Here is a 24,549-nt window from a genome sequence, read left to right as displayed (position 1 = left end):
AGCTGAAATTATAGTGTGTTTAAAATCAGTATTTTATGTGTTTTTGAAACAAAATTGATAGTTTTTGAAACAAGAGTGATAGTAATACCTATAAAATTACAATAGGTTTACACTATAATAACCTTAACTATTTATTAACTATTGTTTTGTTTTTTTTAACTATAAACCTACAACTATGAATAAAACTACTTTTTCTGCTAGATGTTGCTTTAAAAAAATAAGATTAACTATAGCATTTCATTTTTTATCATTATTTTCTATACTATTATTTTCAGGGTATAGTAGTGCTCAAACTTATCCTTATACTTTTAATGTTTTTGATGAGGTATTGTTTTATGATGGCTATGCAGCCACTGTCAGTGACCCAGTTCCAAGTGGAATATTAAGACTCAATAATGCTTGTTACACTAGAAAATTAACAGATGTTGAATTATCAGCTTTTGGCAATAAACTTACTATGAATTTAACAATAAAAGCTTCATGTGATAATTATGACCGTATTGGTAATGTCAATTTAGCTTTTGTTCCTAAAAATTCAGTTACATATTCTTATAATGATGTGGAGCGTATTGAAATAGGGAGATATATTACTCCTTTTATGAACAAAAATGTGCAACCAGATGAAGTTCCTTATACTTTTACTATAGATAATGTAGCACAGATATTTAAAAATCAACAATTATTAACACAATACGATATTTGGGTAGAATTAGAATTGTTTGGAGTTCCTTATGCTGCAAATCAACAAATAGCTGGTTGCAGCGGAAGGAACGATGTCTTTTTTGGCACTCTCGATTTGGTTACCGATTTTGACTCAAACCTTACTTATGGAACAAATTTTTTACTTCCAATGTCGTTTAAATATCTATTAAGAAATTACACCATCAATGGAACTGATGTACTAGGACAAACTACTAAATCAATAACATTTACTCTTAATGAAGATGTTCAAAATGCTCAGTTGCATCTTATTACATCTAATCATGGTGCAAATTCTGGTGGAGAAGAATATGTAAGAAGAACACATTATATTAACTTTGATAACACAAATGTATTAACATATATGCCAGGTGGCGTTTCATGTGTGCCATATAGAGTTTATAATACACAATTAAATTGTATCTATTACAACTGTTCAACAGGTCAACCACTTCCAAATACTAATGCAGCGTGGAGCTGGAATAACTGGTGTCCTGGAGATAAAATACCTACCCGCATAATTAATTTAGGCGATCTTGCTCAAGGAACACACACCTTTAATATAAATGTTCCAACTGCAGTATTTAATGGTGGCCAGGGCGAATTCCCAATGTCGGTATATTTACAAGGAGAAACACAAATTTTATCATCTGAAAATTTTACAAAAACTACTACTATTAATTTATCTCCAAATCCTGTTAAAGATATTTTAACTATTAATACTAAAGATGCTGAAGTAGTTGCAGTTACAGTGTTTTCTGTTACAGGAAAAGAAATACTTGAAAGTACTTCTAAATCAATAGATTTTTCGTCATTGCAATCAGGATTATACTTAGTGAAAATAGAATTAAGTAATTCAGAAACGATTACGAAAAAAGTAATTAAGAACTAATTGATAAAAAATAAATCATAATATACCATAAACAAACTCTACTAACTATCTATTTTTATTATGATTTTTTAATTGATAAAAGCATTGTTTTATTTTAAAGATTAAGATTTTTTAAATTACTGCTATTAAACAATTAAAACAATACAACATACTTTTATCAAATTAATTTGTTTTTAGTACGACACCTTTTTTAAAAAGAAAAAGGTGTCTTTTTTTTTTAGGATTAACTAACATAGTATTTGGAATCACAACCTTTATGATTACAACTTCTAAATAATAAGCACTTTTAGTAAACTTCTACTAAATTCGTAAAACAAAAAACCTAGATTATTACATCTAGGTTTTCCGTCTTTAAAAGAGATTTTTCTCTTAAAGAGGCAATAATTGGCACACTCGTTCTGCGCACATAAGGCCATATTGAGTGCATTGACCAGTAGCTGGATCAATACACATTTTTTTTCCTCCGTGAATTGTTTTCAATTCTTTTCTCTCTAATTTTTTAACCTCTTTCAGTTGTAAAATACTTTTTAACATGATATTTATTTTTTTTGTTCCTTATAAAATTATACATTTTTTTTTCACTAACCATTTAAAAACAAGACTTTAACTTTGAGTATAGAAAAAATATAACACTGTTAAAATATTTGGTTTATACTATTTTAAAAAATTAAAAAGAAATCTTTAAATAAAAAATAAGATTTCCAAAATTTTATAAAAAGAATTATATTGTAGGCTTTATTTATGAATTAAAAAAATCAGATGAAGCTTACTCTTTCAGTAAAACAATTAGGAAAAAAACAGGCATTACTACAAGACACAATAATTGATTTAGCAATTTCAAGTACTACAATAACTCTTCAAGAACTTATAGAACTTATAGTATCAAATCAGGTTGCTTTATTTGAGCAAAAATCTTTTGAATGGGATGATTTAGACACCATTCACTTACCTAAAGAAAATTACTTACCCATGTTAATAGATACAGGTAAAGTTGGCTTTGGAGCACTTTATAATCATAATGTAATTGATGTAGAGAGAGCTAAAGAAACTGCAATTCTAGCATTTCAGGATGGTCTATTTACTGTTTTCTATGGAGATGATGAAATAGAATCACTTACTAGTACATTAGACTTAACCATGAATAAACCATTTACTTTCTTAAGACTTACTTTTTTAACAGGAAGTTATTGGTAATAGTAGCATTGAAGAATACTATATATAAACAATACAATAAAAGATACAATCATGTCAATAGAACAAGTACTAAAGCATAAAATAACAACAAACCCTTTAAAAAAGCATAAACGAGAATTAGAAGAATGCAGAGATAGTAATTTCCTTTTAAAGATTTTTCAAAAAAATAAAATAAGCAAAGAAGTAGCTGAATTCGGGCTTGCTTTAGTGAATCAAGAGAAAAACAATTATAATTATTACATTAGTTTAGGTTCAAAAGAAAGTGTCGTTTTTCAAAAATGGATTAAAAATGACATGTGGGAAAAACCACAGTATTATGATTTATTGATTTATTTCTTTGGAGAAACTAATGCAAAATATATTAAAGAAGCATGGAATAGATTACCTTACACTCCTTATCAAACAGGTTATGTTAGACGTTCTTTTAGAGCTCCTAAACACGAACATTGGTTATTGGTAATTCAGGTTAATTTTTTAAAATCCTTACTGCAAGGCTCCTATACTTATAATTATCCTAATAATACTTATTACGATTTATCATTAGAAGAACAAATTAGATATGACACAGTAATAACCAATCCAGACAGTCAATTCCTAGTTTGGTCAGTGGCAATTGATGCAGGAGATAAAAAAATATATCAGCTAATTGAGGATATTATATTTAACAAAGATACCGTTGGAAAAGTATCTAGAAAAATTATTAAAGCCTTACTAAATAGCGAACAAAAAGCGTGTTGGGAATTAGTAGAGAAGTTATTATTAGCTGCGCAAAGACAAGAAGGATTGCGACAAACCATACTAGAATCCTTAGATGAAACGAGAGTTGAAGCTTTAGAATATATTATCAATGTTATTTTAGAAAACAAACTAACACGTTTTTCTTCTGTAGTTAGAGCAATAGATACCTGGACAGGATTAGGTTGGGAAGCTGAAAAAGAAACAACAGTTCGTGCTATTTTGCAATTTGCTTCCTATTATTTTGCTAATAAAGAAAATATTCCGTCAGGAATTCAAAGCAAGAATAACAACGAGGCTTATATGGCTTTATGGGTACAAGGAGTTATTGATATTGAAAAAACAAAACCTTATTTAGAGGATTTATTAGAAAAAGGTTCCATTGAAAAGAAATGTTTGGCTCTTCGTTTTGCTGGAGAAACTGGAGATCCTTATATAGAAATGCCATTGTATTACAAAGCGTTAGAAACTGATAATCTACAAGTATTTGCTTTTATGGCCAATAAAATGAGTTCCTTATTAGCAGCTAATGAAGCTAGTAAATTTTATTGCAACCATCCTGATTACCCTAATTTTTTCCAAAAAGTATATAATCTAACAAAATCTATAACAGTTAAAGAGAAATCATTTGAAGGTAAAGTTTTTTCATGGTTAAATGCAAAATTTGAAAGAGATACTTTATATGCAGCAGCAATTAGTTTAATAGGCGATAATAAAACCTATTTAGAGCTAATAGTCAACGATTTTGAACAATTGTCTATTCAGTTGCGAGAAAAAGTAGCAAGGAATATATTAAAAGACTTCTATTGCTATTCTTTTTATAACTTAAATGATAACACCAAAAAAGACAAAAGCGAACCAACCGAACTTCAACGCAATTTTGCTTTACAACTCATTAAAGATAGAGGAGAAACCATGATGGCATCTGGTATTGCGGTCTTAAATACACTTCAATTAAACGAAGTAGAGATTACTACTTTTAAAGATTTATTTAAGCGTAAAAATACTACTTTAAAAAAGCACTTAATTACTCTATTATTAAAACAAAATGAAAAAACATTAGTTACTTTTATTGATGATATGCTTGCCAATGGTGATATGGAACAACGTATGAGTACGTTAGACATTCTACTACAGTTAAAAAATGAAAATACACTTACCAAGAAAGTAAATCTGTGGGTTGAAGAATATACCTCAAGGCCTAAATTATCAGAAAGAGAAAGCAAATTTTTAGAACAAATAGATCCTTCAAATGTTACCGAAGTTTTATCTTTAGAGAACGGTTATGGGTTTTATGACCCTAAAAAAATATCTTCTTATGCCTTACCAAAAGTAACAGCAGATTCTTATTATACAGTGGCAACTAAAAAAGAGAGTCACGGTTTTTCAATGCCTTACACAGAAATTAAGAAAGCGTTAGATAATTTATTAGCTCTTTTTGAAGCCAATAAAAACTATGAATATGAAGTAGAAAACTATGATAATAGTAAGGAAAGAATATTACTCGGAAATTCCTTTAGAGTATTAAAAAATAAGAATGCTAATGCTACGCAAGAAGAACTTTTCCAAAACTATCCTTTGCACACCCTTTGGGAAAAATGGTACACCACATCAGGTTTAACAACAAGAGATTTATTTCTACTAACATTTGCATCAGAATGTGATAAAAAACCATGGAGAACTATCTTAGAAAATTATGTTTTTTACAATAGTAATCAAATTCCAAATCCTACAAAAGAAAAATATTATTGGAACAATCCCTTACTAACTATTTTAACGGCTTTACAAATCAAGTTTCCTTTTGAAGAAAAACAAGACTATTTAATAGATGCTTGTGCTACCTTATTTGCTAATTTACCAAAATCAGTTTTAGGATATAAATTTAAGCCTGGTAAAAACCAATACTATTATGGCAATTCTGAGAGAGGTGATGGTTTTCAAAATGAAACTTATTTTTCTGTGTTTCTTGATGCCATTACATTTACCAATTTAACCGAAATACAACAATATAAGGTTTGGAATTTATACCGTTGGTATCAATTTGCAGGTCTTAAGGAAAATATTCCACTAAGCAAACCTCCAATGTATTTGTATGGTATAGCTTTCGAAAACAAATACATAACAGAAGAAGAATTATATGAAGGTATTTTAGATGGAAACCGATTGTCTATTTTAACAGGACAAAAAAATTATAGAAAAGAATACGATAGTGCTAATCTAACCAAGAGATTTCCCTTTCTAATTCCAATGATTGACAGAATTAGAGAAACCTTTTTAGATATAGAAATCAAACGTGGTGATATAAATACTTTTGTAACACACCTAGTACAACGTTTTGAAAAAATATATGGAGCTAAGCGTTTTGTAGCACTTTTAGAGAACCTTGGAAAAGCTAATTTATACACAGGTTACATCTATTCATGGGGATATACAGATTTAAACAAGCAAAAGTTGTTTAGTTACCTTTTAAAACGTTGTTACCCATTAGCAACAGACACACAAGAAGATTTTAATGCATTACTAGTAAAGAGTAAACTCACAGAAGAACGTTTGGTTCAAGCAGCTATTTATGCACCACAATGGCAAAAATTAATAAGCAATTATCTAGACTGGAAAGGATTAGATGAAGGTATTTGGTGGATGCATGCCCATACAAAAACATCAGGATATAGTGATGTGAATTCTGAATTAGAAAGTGAAGTGGCTAAATACTCGGCAATTGATTTACAAGATTTTAAAAATGGGGCAGTAGATAAAGATTGGTTTGTATCAGCCTATAAAAAATTAGGCAAAGCCAAATGGGAAATACTCTATGATGCAGCAAAATTTGTAACCGATGGAAATGGTCATCGAAGAGCGCGTTTGTACTCAGATACCTTAACAGGAGATTTAAAAATTAGAGAAGTAACTGCAAAAGTAAAAGACAAGCGGGATCAAGACTATTTACGTGTTTACGGATTAGTTCCTCTTAGCAAAGCCAATTCCGAAAAAGACGTTTTACAACGCTATGAATATTTGCAACAGTTCAAAAAAGAAAGCAAAGAATTTGGCTCCATGAAGCAAACTAGCGAAGCCCTAGCACTTAGTGTAGCTATGGAAAATTTAGCTAGAAATGCTGGATATGTTGACCCTATGCGATTAACATGGGCAATGGAAACTAAACAAGTGCAACAAATACTGTCTAAAGACACAGCCGTAAATTTTGACGATGTAACCATTAGCTTAGTTATTAATAATGACGGAAAAGCCGATTTAGAAGCTATAAAAGCCGATAAAGTATTAAAAGCAATTCCAGCCAAACTAAAAAAAGAAAAAGCAGTTTTAGAACTAACCCATTATAGAAAAACCATGCGAGAACAATGGTCACGATCTCGCAAAGGACTAGAAGAAGCTATGGTAAGAGGAGACATTTTCACCTTAGCAGAAATGACAAACCTCTTTGAACATCCAGTAATTTCAAAGCATTTAGAAAAATTAGCTTTTGTAGCCAATGATACACAGGTAGGTTTCTTTTCTTCAGGCAATTTAATTGCGACAACTGGTGAAATTATTCCATTTGAAAAAGAATCCACATTTAGAATTGCACATTGCTTCGATATGCATGCCAATGGTGTTTGGACTGATTTCCAATCCTATTGTTTTGATAACAAGTTGGTACAACCTTTCAAACAAGTGTTTAGAGAACTATATGTACCTACACCAGATGAATTAACCGAAAAAGCCATTTCTCGTCGTTATGCAGGTCATCAAGTACATCCAAAACAAACCTTGGCCCTTCTAAAAAACAAAGGATGGAAAGTAGACTACGAAGAAGGCTTACAAAAAGTGTTTCATAAAGAAGGCTTCCAAGTGAAATTATATGCCATGGCAGACTGGTTTTCTCCAGCAGATGTAGAAAGTCCAACATTAGAAACAATTGAATTTCATTCGCTAAAAGATTATAAAAACATTCCTTTTGAAGACATCAATCCAAGGATTTTTTCAGAAGTAATGCGTGATATTGATCTAGTCGTAAGTGTTGCTCATGTAGGAGGAGTTGACCCAGAAGCAAGTCATTCCTCAATTGAAATGCGAACTGTTCTACTAAGAGAAACACTACGCTTATTCAAAATTAAAAACGTAGAAATTAAAGAAACACACGCTTTAATTATGGGTACTATGGCAAATTACAGTGTACATTTAGGAAGCGCAGTAGTGCATCAAACACCAGGAAAATATTTGTCAATTTTACCAGTACATTCACAACACAGAGGCAGATTGTTTATTCCATTTGCTGATGATGACCCAAAATCAGCAGAAGTAATGTCGAAAGTATTATTGTTTGCCAAAGACAACGAAATACAAGACCCAACCATTCTCACCCAAATCGATAAAAAAATTCCAGTAGCAGAATAACAATCAGAACCGACAAGTAATATTATTTGTCGGTTTTTTTGTTTTTAGTAGTTGGTGTAATAGTAATTAGTCAATAGTAATTAGTCAATAGTCAATAGTAATTAGTCCTTAGCAACAACAATCAGCGAAAATCAGCGTGCCAAAAAAATACACAAACCACATCCATCATCTTGTAACCCACTCAAAACTCACACAATCCACAGCCATTAATAATTTATAATTAACCATAAACAATTAATATAAATATTTTTTTGCTGTTCTTCTAGTCTCAGTAGGGTTTTGTTCGGGTATGCTTCGAAAAAGGGTACCACAACCCCGAACAAAGTACGAACCAAACCCGAACAAACCCCGAACAAAACTAAAAAGTGCAAAAAGGAAAAAAACATTAAAAAGATATGTTATGACTATCATACAAGTAGAAGGAAATTACCCGAAAAGAATAGGAAATATATAATTTATGAGTCAAGAGCACTTAGTGAAAATTGAATAGTGAATAGTGAATTAGCAAAAGCAATCAGCGAAAATCAGAAAAATCAGCGCGTAAAAACACACACACAAACTACATCCACAACCTTGTTATGCTGTTCGCCTAGGCGAATCAGCATCTTTCAAATACATCCATCATCTTGTCCTGCTGTAAGCATCCCACAAGAAACTCACTTAAATCAACAGTTATTAATCATCAATTAAAAATGGCATAATTTTTTCTGTTGTCATTTTAGTTTCATTTTGGTTTAGCTAAAGTTTTGTTGATAAAAGTACCTTTTTTAGAAAAAAGACTCAAAAGGAAGTAAAATTTAAGGTATGTAACCACAAACAAAGTTTTTACAAAACTGGAACAAGACTAAAACGTAAAAAAAATAAGAATAACAGTAAAAAAGTAGCATTATGGTGATAATACTAGTAAAGAGAAACTACCCAAAAAAAATTGGAGGTTATATAATCTATAAGTCCAGAGGTCAAACGATTATTAGATCAATAAACAGATTTATCACAAAAGCCCTAAAAACAACAGAGAAATATAAAAAATACAGACCAAATGCAAATGAGTTTGACCAAATACCTTCCTTATGCAAGAAAATTAGAATTGTTTTAAAAGACATCCTATCAAAAAAGAACAACCTTCAAGTGGCAATCCTATACAAAAAAAAAGGAGAGTGGTTAAATGTGTGATACAATTTCCCCAAAAGACAATCACAATTTAGCTACAGCAATGGCAACAACAGAAGCCAAAACAATTACTAATTTTTTTGAAAAATATATATTTTAGAGCCTAAATAGAATAATTTGTGTGCAGCAGATTTGAAGTAGGCTAATAACTTAATTTATCCAAAAATAAATGAAAAACAATATACTTTCCCTTGTGTTTTTATTAACAAGCTTAGTTGCTGTAAGCCAACAAAAGATTAGTGGAGTGGTGGTTGCTGCAGATAATAATCAACCTTTAGCCTTTGTTAATATCTTAATTAATAATAATCCAAAACTAGGTACAGTTAGTGATATTGATGGTAAGTTTGAATTGGAATCAAAAGAAACAATTTCAATACTTTCCTTCTCTTATGTAGGTTATGAGAAAAAAGAAATATCTTATTCAGGAGAAAAAAGAGTGAATGTCGCATTGACATCATCTAAAGTAGCTTTAAACGAAGTGGTTGTTTATGCTTCTGAAAACCCAGCCAATAGGATTATTAAAGAAGTAATAAAAAATAAAGATAAGAACAATCCAGAAAGGCTAACTTCATTTACTTATCGTTCATACAATAAAACTACTTTTGATTTTAAAGAATCAAACAAAAAAGAAATTGATACAAATTCTATTTCTAAATTTTTAAAAGGAGGTCATTTTTTTATGATGGAATCTGTTAGTGATCGTAAATTTTTATTTCCAAATACAAGTGAAGAAGTAGTTATAGCCACCCGTGTTTCAGGATTTAAACACCCTAATTTTGCCTCATTAGCTTCCGATTTACAACCGTTTTCATTTTATAATGATATTATTACACTGTTTGATATTCATTATCTTAATCCTATAGCAAATGGAAGTCTTAAAAAGTATAATTTTCGATTAGAAGAAGAATTTTATACAGGAGTAGATACTGTTTTTGTAATTAGTTATCAACCTAAAAAAGAGAAAAACATTGAAGGATTGAAAGGAATTTTGCATATTAATTCTAAAGATTATGCAGTGCAAAATGTAACAGCAACTCCTTTTGAGAAAGGAAAAATAGATTTAACCATTCAGCAAAAATACCAATATATTGATAATCATTGGTTTCCAGAGCAGTTAAACTATGTATTAGAAACTACTAGTGAAGAAGAAAAAGCAATTGGAATAATTGCAAATGGTCGAAGTTATATCAGTCAAGTTGTTTTAGAACCTGTATTGCAGAAAAAAGATTTTAGTATTGAAAAAATAAGAATGGCAGAAGGAGCAGCTTACAAAGACAGTCTCTTTTGGAAAGCAAACAGACAAGAAGAATTAAACTTAAAAGAGAAAATTACTTTTAAAGTGATAGACAGTTTAGGCGAAGAAATAAAACTAGACAATATATTACATTTAGGTCAAAAATTAACAGATGGAAAAATACCTCTAGGAAAAATAGATTTAGACTTAACCAAAACTTTAAAATATAACAGACATGAAGGTTTTAGATTAGGAACAGGAATTACAACTAGCGAGACTTTCTCTAAAAAAATAATGCTTGGAGCTTTTGCAGGTTATGGATTAAGAGACCACGAATGGAAATATGGTGGTTTTTCACAATATGAATTTTCAAAGAAAAATGATATTCGATTAGGTATTGCCTATCAAACCGAATTAAATGAGATTGGAGCTCATGGATTGAAAGACAGTCAGCAAAAAGGACTAAACATAAGAAATTATTTAGCCTTGTATATGGATCAAATTCAAAACTATTCTACTTATTTTACTTTTCGTTTATGGAGATATACTACTTGGAAAGTAAAAGGAGATTTTTATAATGTAAAACCACAATATGATTATACTTTTCAAGATCAAAATCAGTCCATACAAAACTATAAAAATGCACAAGTTTCGGTTTTAATGCGTTGGGCACCTAATGAGAAAATCATACAATCTTTCAATAGAAGAATAGCCATTGCAAGTAGTGAACCTATATTTACATTCTATTTTGCCAATGGATTTAAAGGTTTTCAAGAAAGCAGTCTAGCTTATCAAAAATTTGAGGCTAGTGTAGAGCAAACTTTTTTCACAAAAAATTTTGGGAACACACATTACCGATTAGAAGCAGGTAGTATTACTAAAAATGTACCATTAGGATTACTTTTTACAGGAGAAGGCAGTTTTGTAGAGAAATATCCTTATTTTATTAAAGACGCTTTTCAAACCATGCAGTTGTATGAATTTGTTTCAGACCAATATGCTCATTTATTCATGCACCATAATTTTGGATCTTTATTATTCAAAACAAAAAAATTCCAACCTAGTATTAGTATTCATCACAATATGGGATGGGGCAATTTAAAAGACACCAACCTACATTTAGATTTTCCTTTTATTACCAAAGAAAAACTATTTGTAGAATCAGGTTTACAAATAGACAATATTTTAAAAACTAATTATTTAAATATTGGTTATTTAGGTATTGGAGGAAGTGCTTTCTACCGTTATGGAGCTTATGCATTACCCGAATTTAAAGATAATATTGCACTGAAATTGAGTGTAACTTTTACTATTAAATAAATGGACAGTAGAGAGAATGGTTAGTAAAGAATGATTGGAGAAGAAAATGAAGTAATAAAAATTTGTGAATAGTTGTTTTTCCAAAACTATTGCATTTTTATAAAAATATCTTACATTTGCCCCCATAATGAAAACACAAAGACAACATATGGCTATACTATCAAAAGATAGTAACTACCGTTTAGTAGGAGAGTTTCCTACTAAGGGCAATAGGTCGTTTGTTGTGTTATATAGGTTTTAAAAGAATAGAAAAGTAATTTTTACCAACCAAAGATACCCAAGCGTCCTTCACAAGAGGACGCTTTTTTTGTTTATGGTTTTATTAGTGAAGAGTGATTAGTAATTAGCGAAGAAGAAATAGAATAAATAATAAAAAATTGAATACATAAAGATGCTGACACGAACGAAGTGAACTGACGAAGTAAACAAGTTCAGCATGACAAAAAGAAAAAAAAGGAAAAAATGTTTAATGAGTAGTAAAAATAATACAAAATAAGACTTGAAAGCTAACCAAATGAGAGACAGTCATTTGAATCATTTAAGAATATCTGTTAAATAACGGACAGGGTATTCTTTGTTTAAAAATAAGTTTAACTAACTGATAATCAATAAAATAATTTTAAAAAAGATTTGGAAGTTAACTTTTTTTGACTTTATCTTTGCAGCAGAAATAATGAAAACAATCAATTATTAATGGTTAATTATTAATGATTGATTTTTGAAGAAGTAATAAAACCATACAATTGATAATTAACCATTAACAATTTATAATTAAAACACATGAGAACACAAGATAAACACTATAAAGGACAACAAAAAATGAATGTAATTTCACTAGAACGAAGTTTTTCAATAAACCCGAGTCTTGACTTCGTGGCTGGAGGAAGTGTACAGGTGCATCAATATAGGCAATAGGATAGTAGTATCTTATTTGTAAACATGAAGCACCTTTAACGAGGTGCTTTTTTTGTGTTTTGTAATTTGGAGAGTAGGTAAATATTGGTTTGTTACACCCGACTGCTAATCGGTTTACTCACAAGGTAATGAGGGTTCAATTCCCTTGCTCTCCGCTTTTTTGGTGAATAAGTACTTAGTGATTAGGAGAGCGTCAGTTCGAGTGTTTTTTATAAAATGCGAGCAGCAATTTTATAAAAAATGTATCGAGAACCGTTGTTAAAATGGAAAGCTTCTCGATACGCTTCGCACTCGAAGTGACGTAGATTGGGAGTGTCAAAAATAGAATAAGATTTTGTAGCTCAACTGGATAGAGCAATTGCCTACGAAGCAATAGGTTATAGGTTCGAATCCTATCAAAATCACAAAGGAGAAAGTAATTAGTAATTAGTGAATAGCTCTTATTTATAGTAATATTGATTTGTGATGTAAATGGTTAGCATAAGAGACTTTGACTCTCTTTGTTCAGGTTCAAGTCCTGACAAATCAACTAAAGTTCTTAGAAAGGAACGCTACTCAAAGGATGGTTTTTTTGACTGTCTCTCAAAAAGACTTGACTTTGAGTTACCGCTGGGAAGATAACGATTGGTTGTTTACTCGCTTTGGATGCGAGAGGTTGCAGGTTCGAGTCCTGCTTCCCAGACTTTTTAGTGATTAGTTCTTAGTGAAAAGTAATAATTGCGGGAATGGCGGAATAGGTAGACGCGTCAGATTTAGAATCTGAATTTTGAGAGTTCGAGTCTCTCTTCCTGGACGAAACGGATTTACATAAGAGGTTTTAAATCTCTTTGTTACTGACAATTGACATAAATGCTATAGCTCAAAGGGTAGAGCAACAGCTTAGTATGCTGAAGATGAAGGTTCAATTCCTTCTGGTGTTTAAGTGGTTAGCAGAGCGTCAGTTCGAGTGTTTTTTATGAAATGCGAACAGCAATTTTATAAAAAATGTATCGAGAACCGTTGTTGAAAAGGAAAGCTTCTCGATATGCTTCGCACTTGAAGTGACGTCTAAAATAGGTAATAAAATTAAGAAATAGAAAAAATGGAATTTAGAAAATACAATTCAATAGAAAATACGTACCAAAAACAAGTTTTGGAACAAATTATCATTCATGGTTTTGAGAAAGAAATCTATGTTGTACAAGAAAAAGTACACGGTGCAAATTTCTCTTTTTATACTGATGGAAAAACAATTAAGATTGCAAAACGTACTGACTTTATTAGTGAAGAGGAAACGTTTTACAACGCACATGAAGTAGCAAAACGATATAAAGAGAAAGTTTTGGAAGCTTTTAAAGCAGTGCAATCAGAATTTCAAGAGACTAAGTTTATTGTGATTTTTGGGGAATTGTTTGGTGGAAATTACAACCATAAAGAAGTAGCTGTAGCAAAAAACGCTATCAAAGTACAAAAAGGAGTAGATTATTGCCCAGAAAATGATTTCTATGCTTTTGATATTAAAGTAAATGGCACGCATTATTTAACCGTTGATTCGGCAAATAGTGTGTTTGAAAGAATAGGGTTCTTTTATGCAAAGACCTTGTTTGAAGGAACTTTAGAAGAAGCATTTCGTTATCCAAATGAATTTAACTCATTAATTCCAAATTGGTTGGGTTTGCCTCAATTAGAAAACAATATTTGTGAAGGAGTTATTATTAAGCCAATTATTCCAAAGTATTTCGGAAACGGTTCCAGAGTGATTTTGAAAAATAAAAACGAAAAATGGGCTGAAGTAGGTAAAAACAATAAACCTAAAAAAGAGCATAAAGAGAATTATTTTTCAGGAGAAGCACAAACCATTTGGGAAACCATTCAAGACTACATTTCTATCAACAGGTTGTATAATGTGTTGAGTAAAAAAGGAGAATTTCAACCTAAAATGATGGGTAAATTGGTAGGATTGTTTTCACAAGATGTGATTGCCGATTTTAAGAAAGACTACCCAATAGCTTTTGATGTTTTGGAAAAAGAAGAACAAAAAAGCATCAACAAAAGAGTCAATAACAAAGTGATAAGCTTAATTAAAGAAGAGTTTATGACATTTAAAGTGTAAGATGTTTTTTTAAAATAAATAACAATTAAAAAGTAAAAAAATGAGAAAAGATATATTAAAACGATTTTTAACGAATACCGATGAAACAGGAAGATTCCTAATGAAATCGAGAATAACAGGAATTATTTATTTCGTTGAACCTATTTATAATGGTAAAACACCCAAATGGGGCGATTTAAATCCTGTAACGGGACAATTAGAAGGGAATTATGGTTCCAAATATACTGGAGCCGTTACCAAGAAAGAATCGCTTATTACTGAAGAAAACGGTTTTGTCAATATTGACTATTTCAAAGGCAGTCTATTTGGAGCCATAGAACAAAGAGACAAAGCCCATCAAGAACGCTTAAAATTATAAAGCATGGAAACTTATAACAGAATAGCCTTAGTTGGTATAGAACACGAAGAATATGATGTCAGTTAATTATTAATGGTTGATTGTTAATGATTGATTGTTAAGAGATTTATTGCTGTTATAATAAGTACAGAGATTTCATTCACAATCTTGTCACCTTGTAAAGGTCTCATTAGAATTTCCTCAAACAAAATGTGTGAGCTTCTTTTGGGATGCTTACAGCATGACAAGTTGGTGGATAATTGTTTGATTATTAATTTTATATACTACGTAAAATAATTGCGTATTTATAATAAAATCTTTGTATCAGAAAATTAAACGCTCTTTAAAATAATAGAAACAATTTGTCTTTGCTATGTACCCCTTTCTTTTTAGTAAAGAAACAAAACCAAAGACCTGAATAGATTGTACGCTACCAGAACTGTTGTTTTGCTTTTGGATTCGTTTGTAAGTACTCGCACTTTGCTTACATAATAGAATTAAAACCATTGCAACACTTCTTTTAGTTTCTCCTTTTCCGTTCTTTTAACGCAAAGACAATTGTTTTTTATAATTAAATAAATGCAAAGTTTTTTATACTACGTAAAATAATTGCGTATTAGTAATGAAATCTTTGTAAAAGAAATAAATACGTTCTTTTAAATACTAAAAATATCAAACAAGTCCAGTTGGGTGTTTCTGTATAGCACTATTGTAGTATTCATTTCGCAATTGCGTATGATGATTTACTATTCAACTTGATTTGGAGGTTTTGGGTTGTTTACCAAAAAACAATCACGACACTATGGGTCGTGGGTTCGATTCCCACTCCGTTTAGACGGATAGTTCAGTTGGTTAGAACAATAGTTTTGAAGCATGGGTTCGAATCCCATACGCAACTCGCTGCGTTAGCTCAGACTGGTAGAGCACTACACTTTTAATGTAGGTTGACAGACTAAAAATCTGTACATCAGAGTAGCATAACTCGTTAAATTAATGCATGGATTGAAAACTACTTGTCTTTGTTAGTACCTTCTTTTTAGGAATAAGAAGTAGGAACACTCGCAAAAAGACTTGAAAATTGAGTTTGTTATTAGAACAACTAATTTGCTTTTGTATTTGCTTGCGTACTATTATTATGGTTCGTAAAAAATAATGCAACACCATATTAGCGCTTCTTTTGACTGCTTTCTTTCCGTCCTTTTTGGAGAGCAAAGACAAAGCGTTTTCTTATTTACTAAGTAAAAGATAAATAGAATAATAGATAACATCTGAACATTTCAGATTAATAATTAGATATCATGATTAAGAGAATTAATATTAAAGCGTACCAAGTTGGTTTGGTATTTAATAATAGAAAATTAGAAACTGTTTTGAATGAAGGTAAGTATTGGATTTTTGGTAACAAAGAAGTACAAATTTTTGAGAAAAAACAGTCTTTTGTAGCACCAATAGAATTAAACATTTTATTGGAAAATAAAACTTTAGCAAGTATGCTCGAAATAGTAGAGGTTTTGGATAATCAAATTGCCTTGTACAATGTAAATGGTATTTTTAAAGAAGTATTGACAACAGGTAGATATGCATTTTGGAAAGACTACACTAGAAATGAGTTTATTACTATAGATTTATCTAAAGTAGAAATTACAGAAAATGTTTCTCAGATGTTACTAGATAACTTAAAACTGAGAAGTTATGTCAGACGTTTTCAGGTATCAAGTAATGAAAAAGGCTTGTTATTTGTCAATGGTGTTTTTATAAAGGAAATTACGGCAGATACTTATTACTTTTGGAATAATAGTATCCCAGTAGAAGTAAAGGTTATTGATTTAAGACAACAACAATTGGAAATCTCAGGTCAGGAGTTGTTAACCAAAGACAAAGCGACTTTACGTATTAACTTCTTTGTGAGTTACAAAGTTACAGATATTGTCAAAGCTTTGGTAAACAATAAAGAATATGACAAACAATTGTATGTAACTATGCAATTGGCTTTGAGGGCTTTTGTAGGTGATTTTACTTTAGATGAATTGTTGAGTAAAAAGGATAAGATTGCTGAAGTAATTTTGGAAGAAACCAAAACAAAAGTTGAAGCTTTAGGTATAAACGTTGCTACTGTTGGTATTCGTGATGTTATTTTACCAGGAGATATGAAAGAAATCATGAATCAGGTTTTAGTAGCCGAAAAGAAAGCACAAGCCAATAGTATAATGAGACGTGAGGAAACAGCTTCTACAAGAAGTTTGTTGAACACTGCCAAATTAATGGAAGAAAACGAAATGCTTTGGAAATTGAAAGAAATGGAATATGTGGAGAAAATCGCAGATAAAATTGGTGGAATTACCATTTCTGGAAGCGGAAACATCATTGGTCAATTGAAGGAGATATTCGTAAAATAATCAAAACCTCGGAATTCTTATTTCGAGGTTTTTAATAAACTTTGAAGTAATGAGAGAAGAGGAAAATAATATCGAAATAAAAGAAGCTATAAAAATAATTCTTTTAATAATAAAATTTATTGCAGTAGTTGTGAGTTGCAATAGGTAATTAACATAGATTTAAGCTATGTTCCAAAATAAAATAATACATGAAAACAACAGAAAAAATAATCATAATAGATTTAGAAGCGACTTGCTGGAACGGAGAAATACCCAAAGGACAAGTCAATGAAATAATAGAAATAGGTATTTGCGAATTAGATACTATTTCTGGAACAATTACTAAAAACAAAGGAATCCTTATAAAACCAGAACACTCAACGGTTAGTCCGTTTTGTACAGAACTGACAACGATTACTCAAGAGTTATTGGATAACGAAGGAATATCATTTGAAGAAGCCATTGAACTATTGGAACAAGAATACCAACCTGACCAATTTACATGGGCAAGTTATGGTCAGTATGATTTGAATATGCTAAAAAAACAATGTGCCATTAGGAAAATCGATTACCCAATGGGAAGTCATCATATTAATGTAAAAGAATTGTTTAGTGAAGTTAAAGGCCTACGTAAGAAAGTAGGTATGAATGGAGCATTACATATTTTAGATATTCCACTAGAAGGAACCCATCATAGAGGTGTTGATGATGCTAAAAATATTGCTAAGATATTGCATTGGTGTGTTCTAAATGAGTGATTAGTGATTAGTCGTTAGTACTTAGACAAATAGTGATTAGTCTTTGATTGAATAAAAATACTCTTGATGTGCCTTTACTGAAGTTTTTTATCATTAGATTTTCTTTGGTAAAGGCTTTTTATTCGTAGTATAATTAGCATAAAAATAATTCAAAACCTGAACAAATACTATATATTTGTTTTATTAACCAAAAGAAAATGATTTTAACGATAGACGTCCATTATAAAACCGATTATGCTAAAACGGTTTTATTATTCTTCGAAAATTGGCAAAGTGAAACTCCAATAAATGTAATTACACATATTACAAAAGATGTTTTGGATATGAACCAGGTTCGTTCTACAAAAGAGAATTGCCTTGTATTATGAATGCTTTGGAAGAAGTATCTTTAGAAGGATTGGAAGCGATTATCATTGACGGACATATTTATGTAGATAATGATAGGAAATATGGTTTAGGCGGTCATTTGTATGAAGCTTTGGATAAAAAATTCCCCATAATTGGAATGGCCAAAACATCATTTCAGAGTAATACCGAAACAGTAGTTGAAATTTTAAGAGGTGAAAGCAAAAATCCGTTATTTGTATCTGCTATTGGTTTAAAGAAAGAAGTAGCTGCTAATCATATTAAAAACATGTTTGGAGACTATCGTTTGCCTTATTTGTTGAAATTAATGGATCAGATAACAAAGGAAGACTAATGATTGACAAAAAAATACCCTTTTTAGATACGATCTATCATTTGCGTTCCATTGAACATGCGATTATCTATGATAAGAAGTTGGACATTTCAAAAGCAGAAGAAAAGGAAGTGATTGAACTCTTATAAAAATATTGAAAAACCCTCTAAATTTCTTTAGAGGGCTTTTCTAGGTTTAAGTAGGCAGATTTAATTACTCTTTGATGAATTTTTTAATAGTTTTTTCCGACTTGCTTTCAATTATTAAATTGTAGAAACCATCCGATAAGTTACTTACATCTATTGAAAGATTATTCTTTTTAAATGCAAGGTCTTGTTGTAGGAGTACTTTTCCTAAATTATCAATAATAGTGTAGCTTTTTATGGCAATATTTTGATTAATGTCTAATAAAAGTGTGTGAGTAACAGGATTTGGATACATGTTAATCGCATTGCTTAATGTTGGGTTATCGATGCTTAAATTACAGTTGGTATCCCATTCCACTACCATTGGCATACCTTGATTACTGCTACTACTATTTGGACAAAAATCGGGAGCAGCTTCAACATAGTAACTTCCTGGTTCTGTTATAAGGTAGGAAATGTCATTAGCTCCAGGAATGGCAACATCGTCTTTATACCATTGTATATTAGTATTATATGGACTATTGATTGTATTATTGAAACTACCTCCTTGGCATAATAAGAAATTTCCATTATTCCCATCAACAGATACACTCGAATTCATTTCATTAACAATGAATAGACTAGCCCATGCATAACTATCTATTTGTATTTCGTTTGATTCATAAGTTTCTCCTCCTAATGTAACAACTACCTTTAAAAGGGCTTGGTCGTAAGTATACCAATCATAAGTAAAAGAGTCTGAAGTTGCACCAGAAATCGCTACATAAGGATCTGAAGTAAACCAATATTTGTAATACCATTGATAAGTATCATAGGCTTGATTTGTAACAATTGCTGTACCATTTGTCCATGGACAAAGCATAAGATCACCTTGAATTTGTGGATTTTGAGCAGATGAAATGCTTAATCCACAACTAAAAAACAGAAGTAGTAAAATTTTTTTCATAATTAATTTTTTAAATAATTACTACAAAATTAGAAAAGCTATTGTGAGCAAAGCTTTTTTGAGGTGTGACAAATTGTGACATAAAGTTGTCTAAATTGTGACAATGTAGGACTGTACCAAAAAGAATTACTTTCAATAAAAATAAAATGAAGAAATTTCAGTTGAACTTAAAGGCTTAATAAATATGTATTCAATGAAATATTATTTGGGATTTCTAATCTTTCTTCAATTCGTTGTTTTCTTTTTCTACAAGCTGCAGGAGTAATATTAAGCATAGTTGCAATTTCTTTAGTGTCTAAATTCATATACACATAGGAAATATAACGAATATCAGTAGTAGTTAAATCAGGATGTTTTTCTGTTAATCTTTTAATGAAACCTTGATTGACTTCATCAAAATGACGTACATAATTTTCCCAATTATCATCTGTTTTTAAGTGTTCTTTTAAAGCTTGAATATTTTTAATAATAGCATCGTTTTCAGTAAGATTTGGAAGCATTGAAAAGGATTTCAAGATATCTTGTAACAGTTGATTTCGTCCAGAAATGTAGAGTGCTCTCGACAAGATTCTTTGATTTCTTAATTGAATTTCATTTTTTAGGCTTTCTTTTTCTAAAAGTGCTGTTTTTTCTTTTTCAAGTAATAAAGAATTCTCAGCTATCTCCTTTTCAAGTTTAAATTCGGTTATTTGTTGTTCTCTCTTTGCAAATAATTCTTTTTGCTTCACTTTTATAGAGTAGTTCCTAAAAATTAATAGTAAAATGATGAGTGCAAAAACAATTGCGATTATTACTGAATAAAAAAGTTTTCGCTCACTTTTAATTCTAGCTTCTTTTTCAATGAGTTTTTCTTTATAGTTTTGTATTTGAAATTTTACTTCACTACTTTCAAATAACTTACCATTTTTTATGGTATTAAGTTTTGTATTTGAAATGGTAATGGAATCTTTATACTGAAAAGCTATAGTATAAGATTTAAGTCTAAAGTAAATATCTGACAGTAAAGCATACAACTCCACTTTTTTCTCCAAATCTGGTTTTTCTGCTAAAGTAATATTGGCCCATTGCAAGGCTTTTACTAAATTGTTTTCTTGTAAATAGGATTTAGCAATAATGAATGATAAATCAATCCTATTATCATTATTTTGTTCGTTCTTTAAATTAGCAAGTAATTTTTCTGCTTCTGAACGGGCTTTTTTTATGTTTCCAAGTAGTAAATCGTTATTGTAAAGCCCTATTAATGTTGGTATTCTTATATCAAGTGTTTTTGAAAATTGTAATGACTTATTAAAAAAGGCACGAGCTTGTTGTAGTTTGTTTTCTTCATTGGCTAAAAGCCCTAAATTCATAGTGTACAAACTCATTTTTAAGGAGTCGTTATATTTCTCAGCTAAGACAAGAGCTTTATTAAAATGACTGTTGGCTTTATCATATTTTTTTTCTTTACTATATAAAATGGCTATATTGTTTAATACAATCATAATTTGAGCATCTTCCAAATGATTACTTGCTATTTTGTAACTTTCAAGATGTTGTTTCAATGCTTCCCCATAATCTAGAAGCATATAATAATTATTTGCTATGTTGTTTTGAGCTAAAAACAGTTGCTTGTACCATTTATTTTTTTTCGCCACTTCACGAGCTTCAAAAAGTAATTCTAATGAAGCTACATGGTTTTTTTTGAGCATTAAATTAACCCCTTCTTTAATGATGGAATCACAATGTTTAGTTGTAGAGTTACTAAACAGATTAGTTTGCCAAAAGAAGCAAAAAAATAAAAAGATTACACTTGTTTTGATACGCTTTTTTTAAATGAATTCAAAAATAGTTCTAAATTTTAAAATAATAATATGGTATTTTAAATAATATAGTATTTTGTGAAGAAAGTAAATTAAAGATAATTGTAGAGGGATTAATATAATTCCAATCTATTACATTTTTTAAATAATAGGTACTTAAAATCATCATAAATAGTGATTCAAATCTAGTTAATTAATTTAAAATTTGTAAAACTAAATATACATAATGATATATTTAAGACATAATTTTTATTAATAAGCTTAGAAGTTATCATTAATCACATTTTATCAAATAAAGTACATCAGATTACTAAACAAAACTAATTACAAATTCATGAAAGATAATAATAGACAATTAGTGACAGAAATTGAAGGCTTGTTAAAACAAGAATTGGATAAACAAACACAAACGATTGTTTCTGTTATTTTAGGTTGGAATCCTGATTTTACTGAAATTCGCTTTTGGTTCGAATCAAATTGGAATGATTATAGTAATCCTTATTATGAAACTCCTGCTTTTATTTTTCCGTGTCTTACTTTTGCAACATTAATTGATGATATTGCTATAGGTAAAGTAACAGAAATTGAATATGATTTTAACGATGAAGCAGTAAGTTTTAAAAACTTTGGAAATCTCTTAAATTTCAATGATTTTGCTAAAAACGAACTCGCATTAAAGGCAATCAATCTAGCAAAAGCTAGTCTTATAGAAATAACTAAACAACTTGGTAAGCAACAAAATTTACTTCAGCAAGAACAACTAGTTTCTTTTAAAGTTGCTGATATTGAAAGTGGATCTCATGCTACTTTGACGGCTGTTTATAGTCCTTTTACTCAAAATAAATTATTTAAAACAGTAATAGAACATATTGAAAGCAGAAAGAAAATAAAAGGATATGTAGCTTTAACAGATGAAGAAATACTGTTTTTTAGAGTAGATGATGCTGATAAATCGGAATGGGAAACTGTTTTTAAAAACGAGTCCAGTGTTATTCATTTGAAAATGGAAAATGTCATAGATTTTGGTTTAAAAATTGAATATGGTAATTTTAAGCTTTTAGCTACTGATAAAAATGTGGGTACAATATCTTTATCATTGTCATACGAAATAGACAAAGCTTTTGATGGTAAAACAATAACTTCATTATTTCTAGATGTTATTCGTAAAAACTCAAAAGCAATTGAAAACGAAGTAATTCGTGTTTTGACTGGTCCTGAGAAAAAAATGAAGAATAGAAAGGAAGAAGACATTCATCCAAATGATAGAGTAATAGTACAAATGGCTAAAAAAGTTCCATTAGAGACTAAACCCTTAGCATTTTTGCCTTATTTAGAGCAGAATTTAAATAAAGAAACTCCTAAATATTGGAATGTAACAGATTCTGATACCCATAAAGAGTTGGGCACTTCGCTACTTTTTTTCAAACAAAATGACAAGATTTATAATTTCACAAATCAAGGATTACTTGTAGCATTTTCGATTGAAAATGATCAAATAGAAATAATTAGTCAAAAAGAAATTGTGACCTCACCTAATTGTGCGTGTTATTATGAAAATAAATTATATATAGCTCATAATGAGACAGAAATAGTTGTCTACACTATACAAGAAGAAACTATTAGTGTAATAGAAATTAATGAGAATGATTTTGATAGCGATATTGATCATATTTTTGTAAATGAGGATTACATGACACTTTGTTCAATAGCTGGGTTAGCTTTATATAAAAAGAAAGAGCCGCATTTTGAGTTTCTTGAATTGGTAACAGTTGGTTCCACACAATTGCTATATACCTATGCAAAACAAGCGCTTATTCACAATGATTATCTCTACATTACAGCAGGAAATACTGGATTAGTTACTTATAAATTGTATCCAAATGAAAAGACAACATTACTTCAGGTTTTAAGTCCAGAATGTGAGCATCCGTTTTGTGATAACATCAATTTAGTAGATACAAATTTGGTTATACAAATGGAAGGAAATCATTGGTTAATAGATATTTCAAATCCTGAAAAACCAAAAAGTAGTGCTTTGTTTATAAGTGGACCAGAGAAAGAAAAAATAGGACCTTTTCTTTTAGACAACCAATTCTTCTTTATGGATGGAAACAAACCTTTAGTTTGGAGCTATTCCTTGAATTCAAGTAAAGAAGTAGAAGTGTTATGCGAACATATTACTAAAAATGGAGAAGATGCTTATTTCTATTATCCAAAAAACTTATACTTGGAAGGAAATTCACTTCTTTTTTCAGGAAATTATGGTTATTCTCTTCTAAAAAGAGAAAGCACTCGAAAAACAGATTATACTCCTTTTAGAGAAATCGAATCAAAAGAAGAGGCACTTTATCACTTGATGGAAGAGGAATTAGATACCTATTTTGAAAACAACAAAGAAAATTTAGTTGGAAAATTGGAGATAGAACCAAGGGAATCAGGTTTTACACTATGTGCCTATGCACCAGATTACCTTATAAAAAGTATTGGCTATAGCCAAAACCAATTGCTAACTAAAGATTTTTCTTGGTTAGATATAGATTTAAAAATAGGAGAACCTGGTTATACTTACTATGCGATTTATAATAAAGAATTGAGTAAAACTCAATATAATTTGATTAGAAAAATAGCATTACGTTTCTTTCAATCTTCAAAATCCTATTGGAACAAAACTGTTTTCTTTACCTATAATGGGTATTATGAGAGAGTTGATAGAAATGTAGTAATAGTAGAATATGTAAAACAGAATTAAAAATTTCACAGGATAATAATTATTTTTTTATTACATTTTCATTTCAATATAAAATTAGAAATTGCTGTAATTTTATATTGAAATGAAAATGTATCAATAGAATAACCTATTTTT

General features: G+C 30.0%; 15 protein-coding genes and 5 tRNA genes. 18 read left to right on the top strand and 2 right to left on the bottom strand.

Translation table 11 applies throughout. The features are described 5' to 3' along the window. Window positions 1-175 precede the first annotated feature (175 nt). From ACULEV_RS08330 to ACULEV_RS08250, 17 genes are all read left to right on the top strand, one after another. The gene (locus ACULEV_RS08330) at window positions 176-1,591 is read left to right on the top strand and encodes a peptide-N-glycosidase F-related protein (protein ID WP_445458207.1); all 1,416 of its coding nucleotides are present in this window, start codon (window positions 176-178) and stop codon (window positions 1,589-1,591) included. Window positions 1,592-2,350: 759 nt separating this feature from the next. Then, window positions 2,351-2,785, top strand: a complete 435-nt coding sequence (locus ACULEV_RS08325; RefSeq protein ID WP_445458206.1) for a hypothetical protein — start codon at window positions 2,351-2,353, stop codon at window positions 2,783-2,785. 51 nt (window positions 2,786-2,836) lie between these two features. Next, window positions 2,837-7,915: a DUF4132 domain-containing protein gene (locus ACULEV_RS08320; protein ID WP_445458205.1), complete on the top strand. Its 5,079-nt coding sequence runs from the start codon at window positions 2,837-2,839 to the stop codon at window positions 7,913-7,915. Between the two features lie 888 nt (window positions 7,916-8,803). Further along, window positions 8,804-9,088 (top strand): hypothetical protein, encoded by a 285-nt coding sequence (locus ACULEV_RS08315; protein WP_445458204.1) that lies wholly within the window; start codon window positions 8,804-8,806, stop codon window positions 9,086-9,088. Between the two features lie 166 nt (window positions 9,089-9,254). After that, window positions 9,255-11,639: a DUF5686 family protein gene (locus ACULEV_RS08310; protein ID WP_445458203.1), complete on the top strand. Its 2,385-nt coding sequence runs from the start codon at window positions 9,255-9,257 to the stop codon at window positions 11,637-11,639. A gap of 780 nt (window positions 11,640-12,419) precedes the next feature. Continuing rightward, on the top strand, window positions 12,420-12,554 hold the full coding sequence (locus ACULEV_RS08305; protein ID WP_445458202.1) for a hypothetical protein: 135 nt from the start codon (window positions 12,420-12,422) through the stop codon (window positions 12,552-12,554). Between the two features lie 68 nt (window positions 12,555-12,622). Continuing rightward, window positions 12,623-12,709, top strand: a tRNA-Ser gene (locus ACULEV_RS08300). Between the two features lie 175 nt (window positions 12,710-12,884). Then, a tRNA-Arg gene (locus ACULEV_RS08295) sits at window positions 12,885-12,958 on the top strand. Window positions 12,959-13,163: 205 nt separating this feature from the next. Continuing rightward, a tRNA-Pro gene (locus ACULEV_RS08290) sits at window positions 13,164-13,236 on the top strand. Window positions 13,237-13,273: 37 nt separating this feature from the next. Further along, window positions 13,274-13,347, top strand: a tRNA-Leu gene (locus ACULEV_RS08285). Window positions 13,348-13,402: 55 nt separating this feature from the next. Continuing rightward, window positions 13,403-13,474: transfer RNA gene (locus ACULEV_RS08280), tRNA-Thr, on the top strand. A 161-nt stretch (window positions 13,475-13,635) separates the two neighbouring features. Continuing rightward, window positions 13,636-14,646 carry an RNA ligase family protein gene (locus ACULEV_RS08275; RefSeq protein WP_445458201.1) on the top strand — a complete coding sequence of 337 codons (1,011 nt, stop codon included), beginning with the start codon at window positions 13,636-13,638 and terminating at the stop codon, window positions 14,644-14,646. Window positions 14,647-14,686: 40 nt separating this feature from the next. Then, entirely contained in the window at window positions 14,687-15,004 is a 318-nt protein-coding gene (locus tag ACULEV_RS08270) for a hypothetical protein (protein ID WP_445458200.1), read from the top strand. Window positions 15,005-16,281: 1,277 nt separating this feature from the next. Next, entirely contained in the window at window positions 16,282-17,379 is a 1,098-nt protein-coding gene (locus tag ACULEV_RS08265) for a slipin family protein (RefSeq protein ID WP_445458199.1), read from the top strand. A 188-nt stretch (window positions 17,380-17,567) separates the two neighbouring features. Continuing rightward, window positions 17,568-18,116 carry an exonuclease domain-containing protein gene (locus tag ACULEV_RS08260; protein WP_445458198.1) on the top strand — a complete coding sequence of 183 codons (549 nt, stop codon included), beginning with the start codon at window positions 17,568-17,570 and terminating at the stop codon, window positions 18,114-18,116. 197 nt (window positions 18,117-18,313) lie between these two features. Next, window positions 18,314-18,484: a hypothetical protein gene (locus ACULEV_RS08255; RefSeq protein ID WP_445458197.1), complete on the top strand. Its 171-nt coding sequence runs from the start codon at window positions 18,314-18,316 to the stop codon at window positions 18,482-18,484. Continuing rightward, window positions 18,469-18,816, top strand: a complete 348-nt coding sequence (locus tag ACULEV_RS08250; protein ID WP_445458196.1) for a hypothetical protein — start codon at window positions 18,469-18,471, stop codon at window positions 18,814-18,816. The genes ACULEV_RS08255 and ACULEV_RS08250 overlap by 16 nt, the downstream gene beginning before the upstream one ends. A 192-nt stretch (window positions 18,817-19,008) precedes the next feature. Here ACULEV_RS08250 and ACULEV_RS08245 read toward each other — a convergent pair whose 3' ends face one another. Further along, window positions 19,009-19,887: a T9SS type A sorting domain-containing protein gene (locus tag ACULEV_RS08245; protein WP_445458195.1), complete on the bottom strand. Its 879-nt coding sequence runs from the start codon at window positions 19,885-19,887 to the stop codon at window positions 19,009-19,011. 167 nt (window positions 19,888-20,054) lie between these two features. Then, on the bottom strand, window positions 20,055-21,575 hold the full coding sequence (locus ACULEV_RS08240) for a tetratricopeptide repeat protein (protein WP_445458194.1): 1,521 nt from the start codon (window positions 21,573-21,575) through the stop codon (window positions 20,055-20,057). 445 nt (window positions 21,576-22,020) lie between these two features. On the opposite strand from ACULEV_RS08240, the gene ACULEV_RS08235 reads away from it, so the two are divergent. After that, window positions 22,021-24,435 carry a hypothetical protein gene (locus ACULEV_RS08235; RefSeq protein ID WP_445458193.1) on the top strand — a complete coding sequence of 805 codons (2,415 nt, stop codon included), beginning with the start codon at window positions 22,021-22,023 and terminating at the stop codon, window positions 24,433-24,435. Window positions 24,436-24,549 lie beyond the last annotated feature (114 nt).

Source organism: Flavobacterium sp. HNIBRBA15423 (genome assembly GCF_052655965.1).
This window is presented reverse-complemented; position numbering and strand designations above follow the sequence as displayed.

What these genes read in the sequence shown, in the direction of transcription:
- ACULEV_RS08255 (WP_445458197.1), top strand. Translation starts at nt 18,314, where the DNA reads ATGATTTTAACGATAGACGTCCATTATAAAACCGATTATGCTAAAACG.
- ACULEV_RS08320 (WP_445458205.1), top strand. Translation starts at nt 2,837, where the DNA reads ATGTCAATAGAACAAGTACTAAAGCATAAAATAACAACAAACCCTTTA.
- ACULEV_RS08330 (WP_445458207.1), top strand. Translation starts at nt 176, where the DNA reads ATGAATAAAACTACTTTTTCTGCTAGATGTTGCTTTAAAAAAATAAGA.
- ACULEV_RS08325 (WP_445458206.1), top strand. Translation starts at nt 2,351, where the DNA reads ATGAAGCTTACTCTTTCAGTAAAACAATTAGGAAAAAAACAGGCATTA.
- ACULEV_RS08240 (WP_445458194.1), bottom strand. Translation starts at nt 21,575, where the DNA reads ATGCTCAAAAAAAACCATGTAGCTTCATTAGAATTACTTTTTGAAGCT.
- ACULEV_RS08275 (WP_445458201.1), top strand. Translation starts at nt 13,636, where the DNA reads ATGGAATTTAGAAAATACAATTCAATAGAAAATACGTACCAAAAACAA.
- ACULEV_RS08260 (WP_445458198.1), top strand. Translation starts at nt 17,568, where the DNA reads ATGAAAACAACAGAAAAAATAATCATAATAGATTTAGAAGCGACTTGC.
- ACULEV_RS08305 (WP_445458202.1), top strand. Translation starts at nt 12,420, where the DNA reads ATGAGAACACAAGATAAACACTATAAAGGACAACAAAAAATGAATGTA.
- ACULEV_RS08270 (WP_445458200.1), top strand. Translation starts at nt 14,687, where the DNA reads ATGAGAAAAGATATATTAAAACGATTTTTAACGAATACCGATGAAACA.
- ACULEV_RS08315 (WP_445458204.1), top strand. Translation starts at nt 8,804, where the DNA reads ATGGTGATAATACTAGTAAAGAGAAACTACCCAAAAAAAATTGGAGGT.
- ACULEV_RS08265 (WP_445458199.1), top strand. Translation starts at nt 16,282, where the DNA reads ATGATTAAGAGAATTAATATTAAAGCGTACCAAGTTGGTTTGGTATTT.
- ACULEV_RS08235 (WP_445458193.1), top strand. Translation starts at nt 22,021, where the DNA reads ATGAAAGATAATAATAGACAATTAGTGACAGAAATTGAAGGCTTGTTA.
- ACULEV_RS08245 (WP_445458195.1), bottom strand. Translation starts at nt 19,887, where the DNA reads ATGAAAAAAATTTTACTACTTCTGTTTTTTAGTTGTGGATTAAGCATT.
- ACULEV_RS08310 (WP_445458203.1), top strand. Translation starts at nt 9,255, where the DNA reads ATGAAAAACAATATACTTTCCCTTGTGTTTTTATTAACAAGCTTAGTT.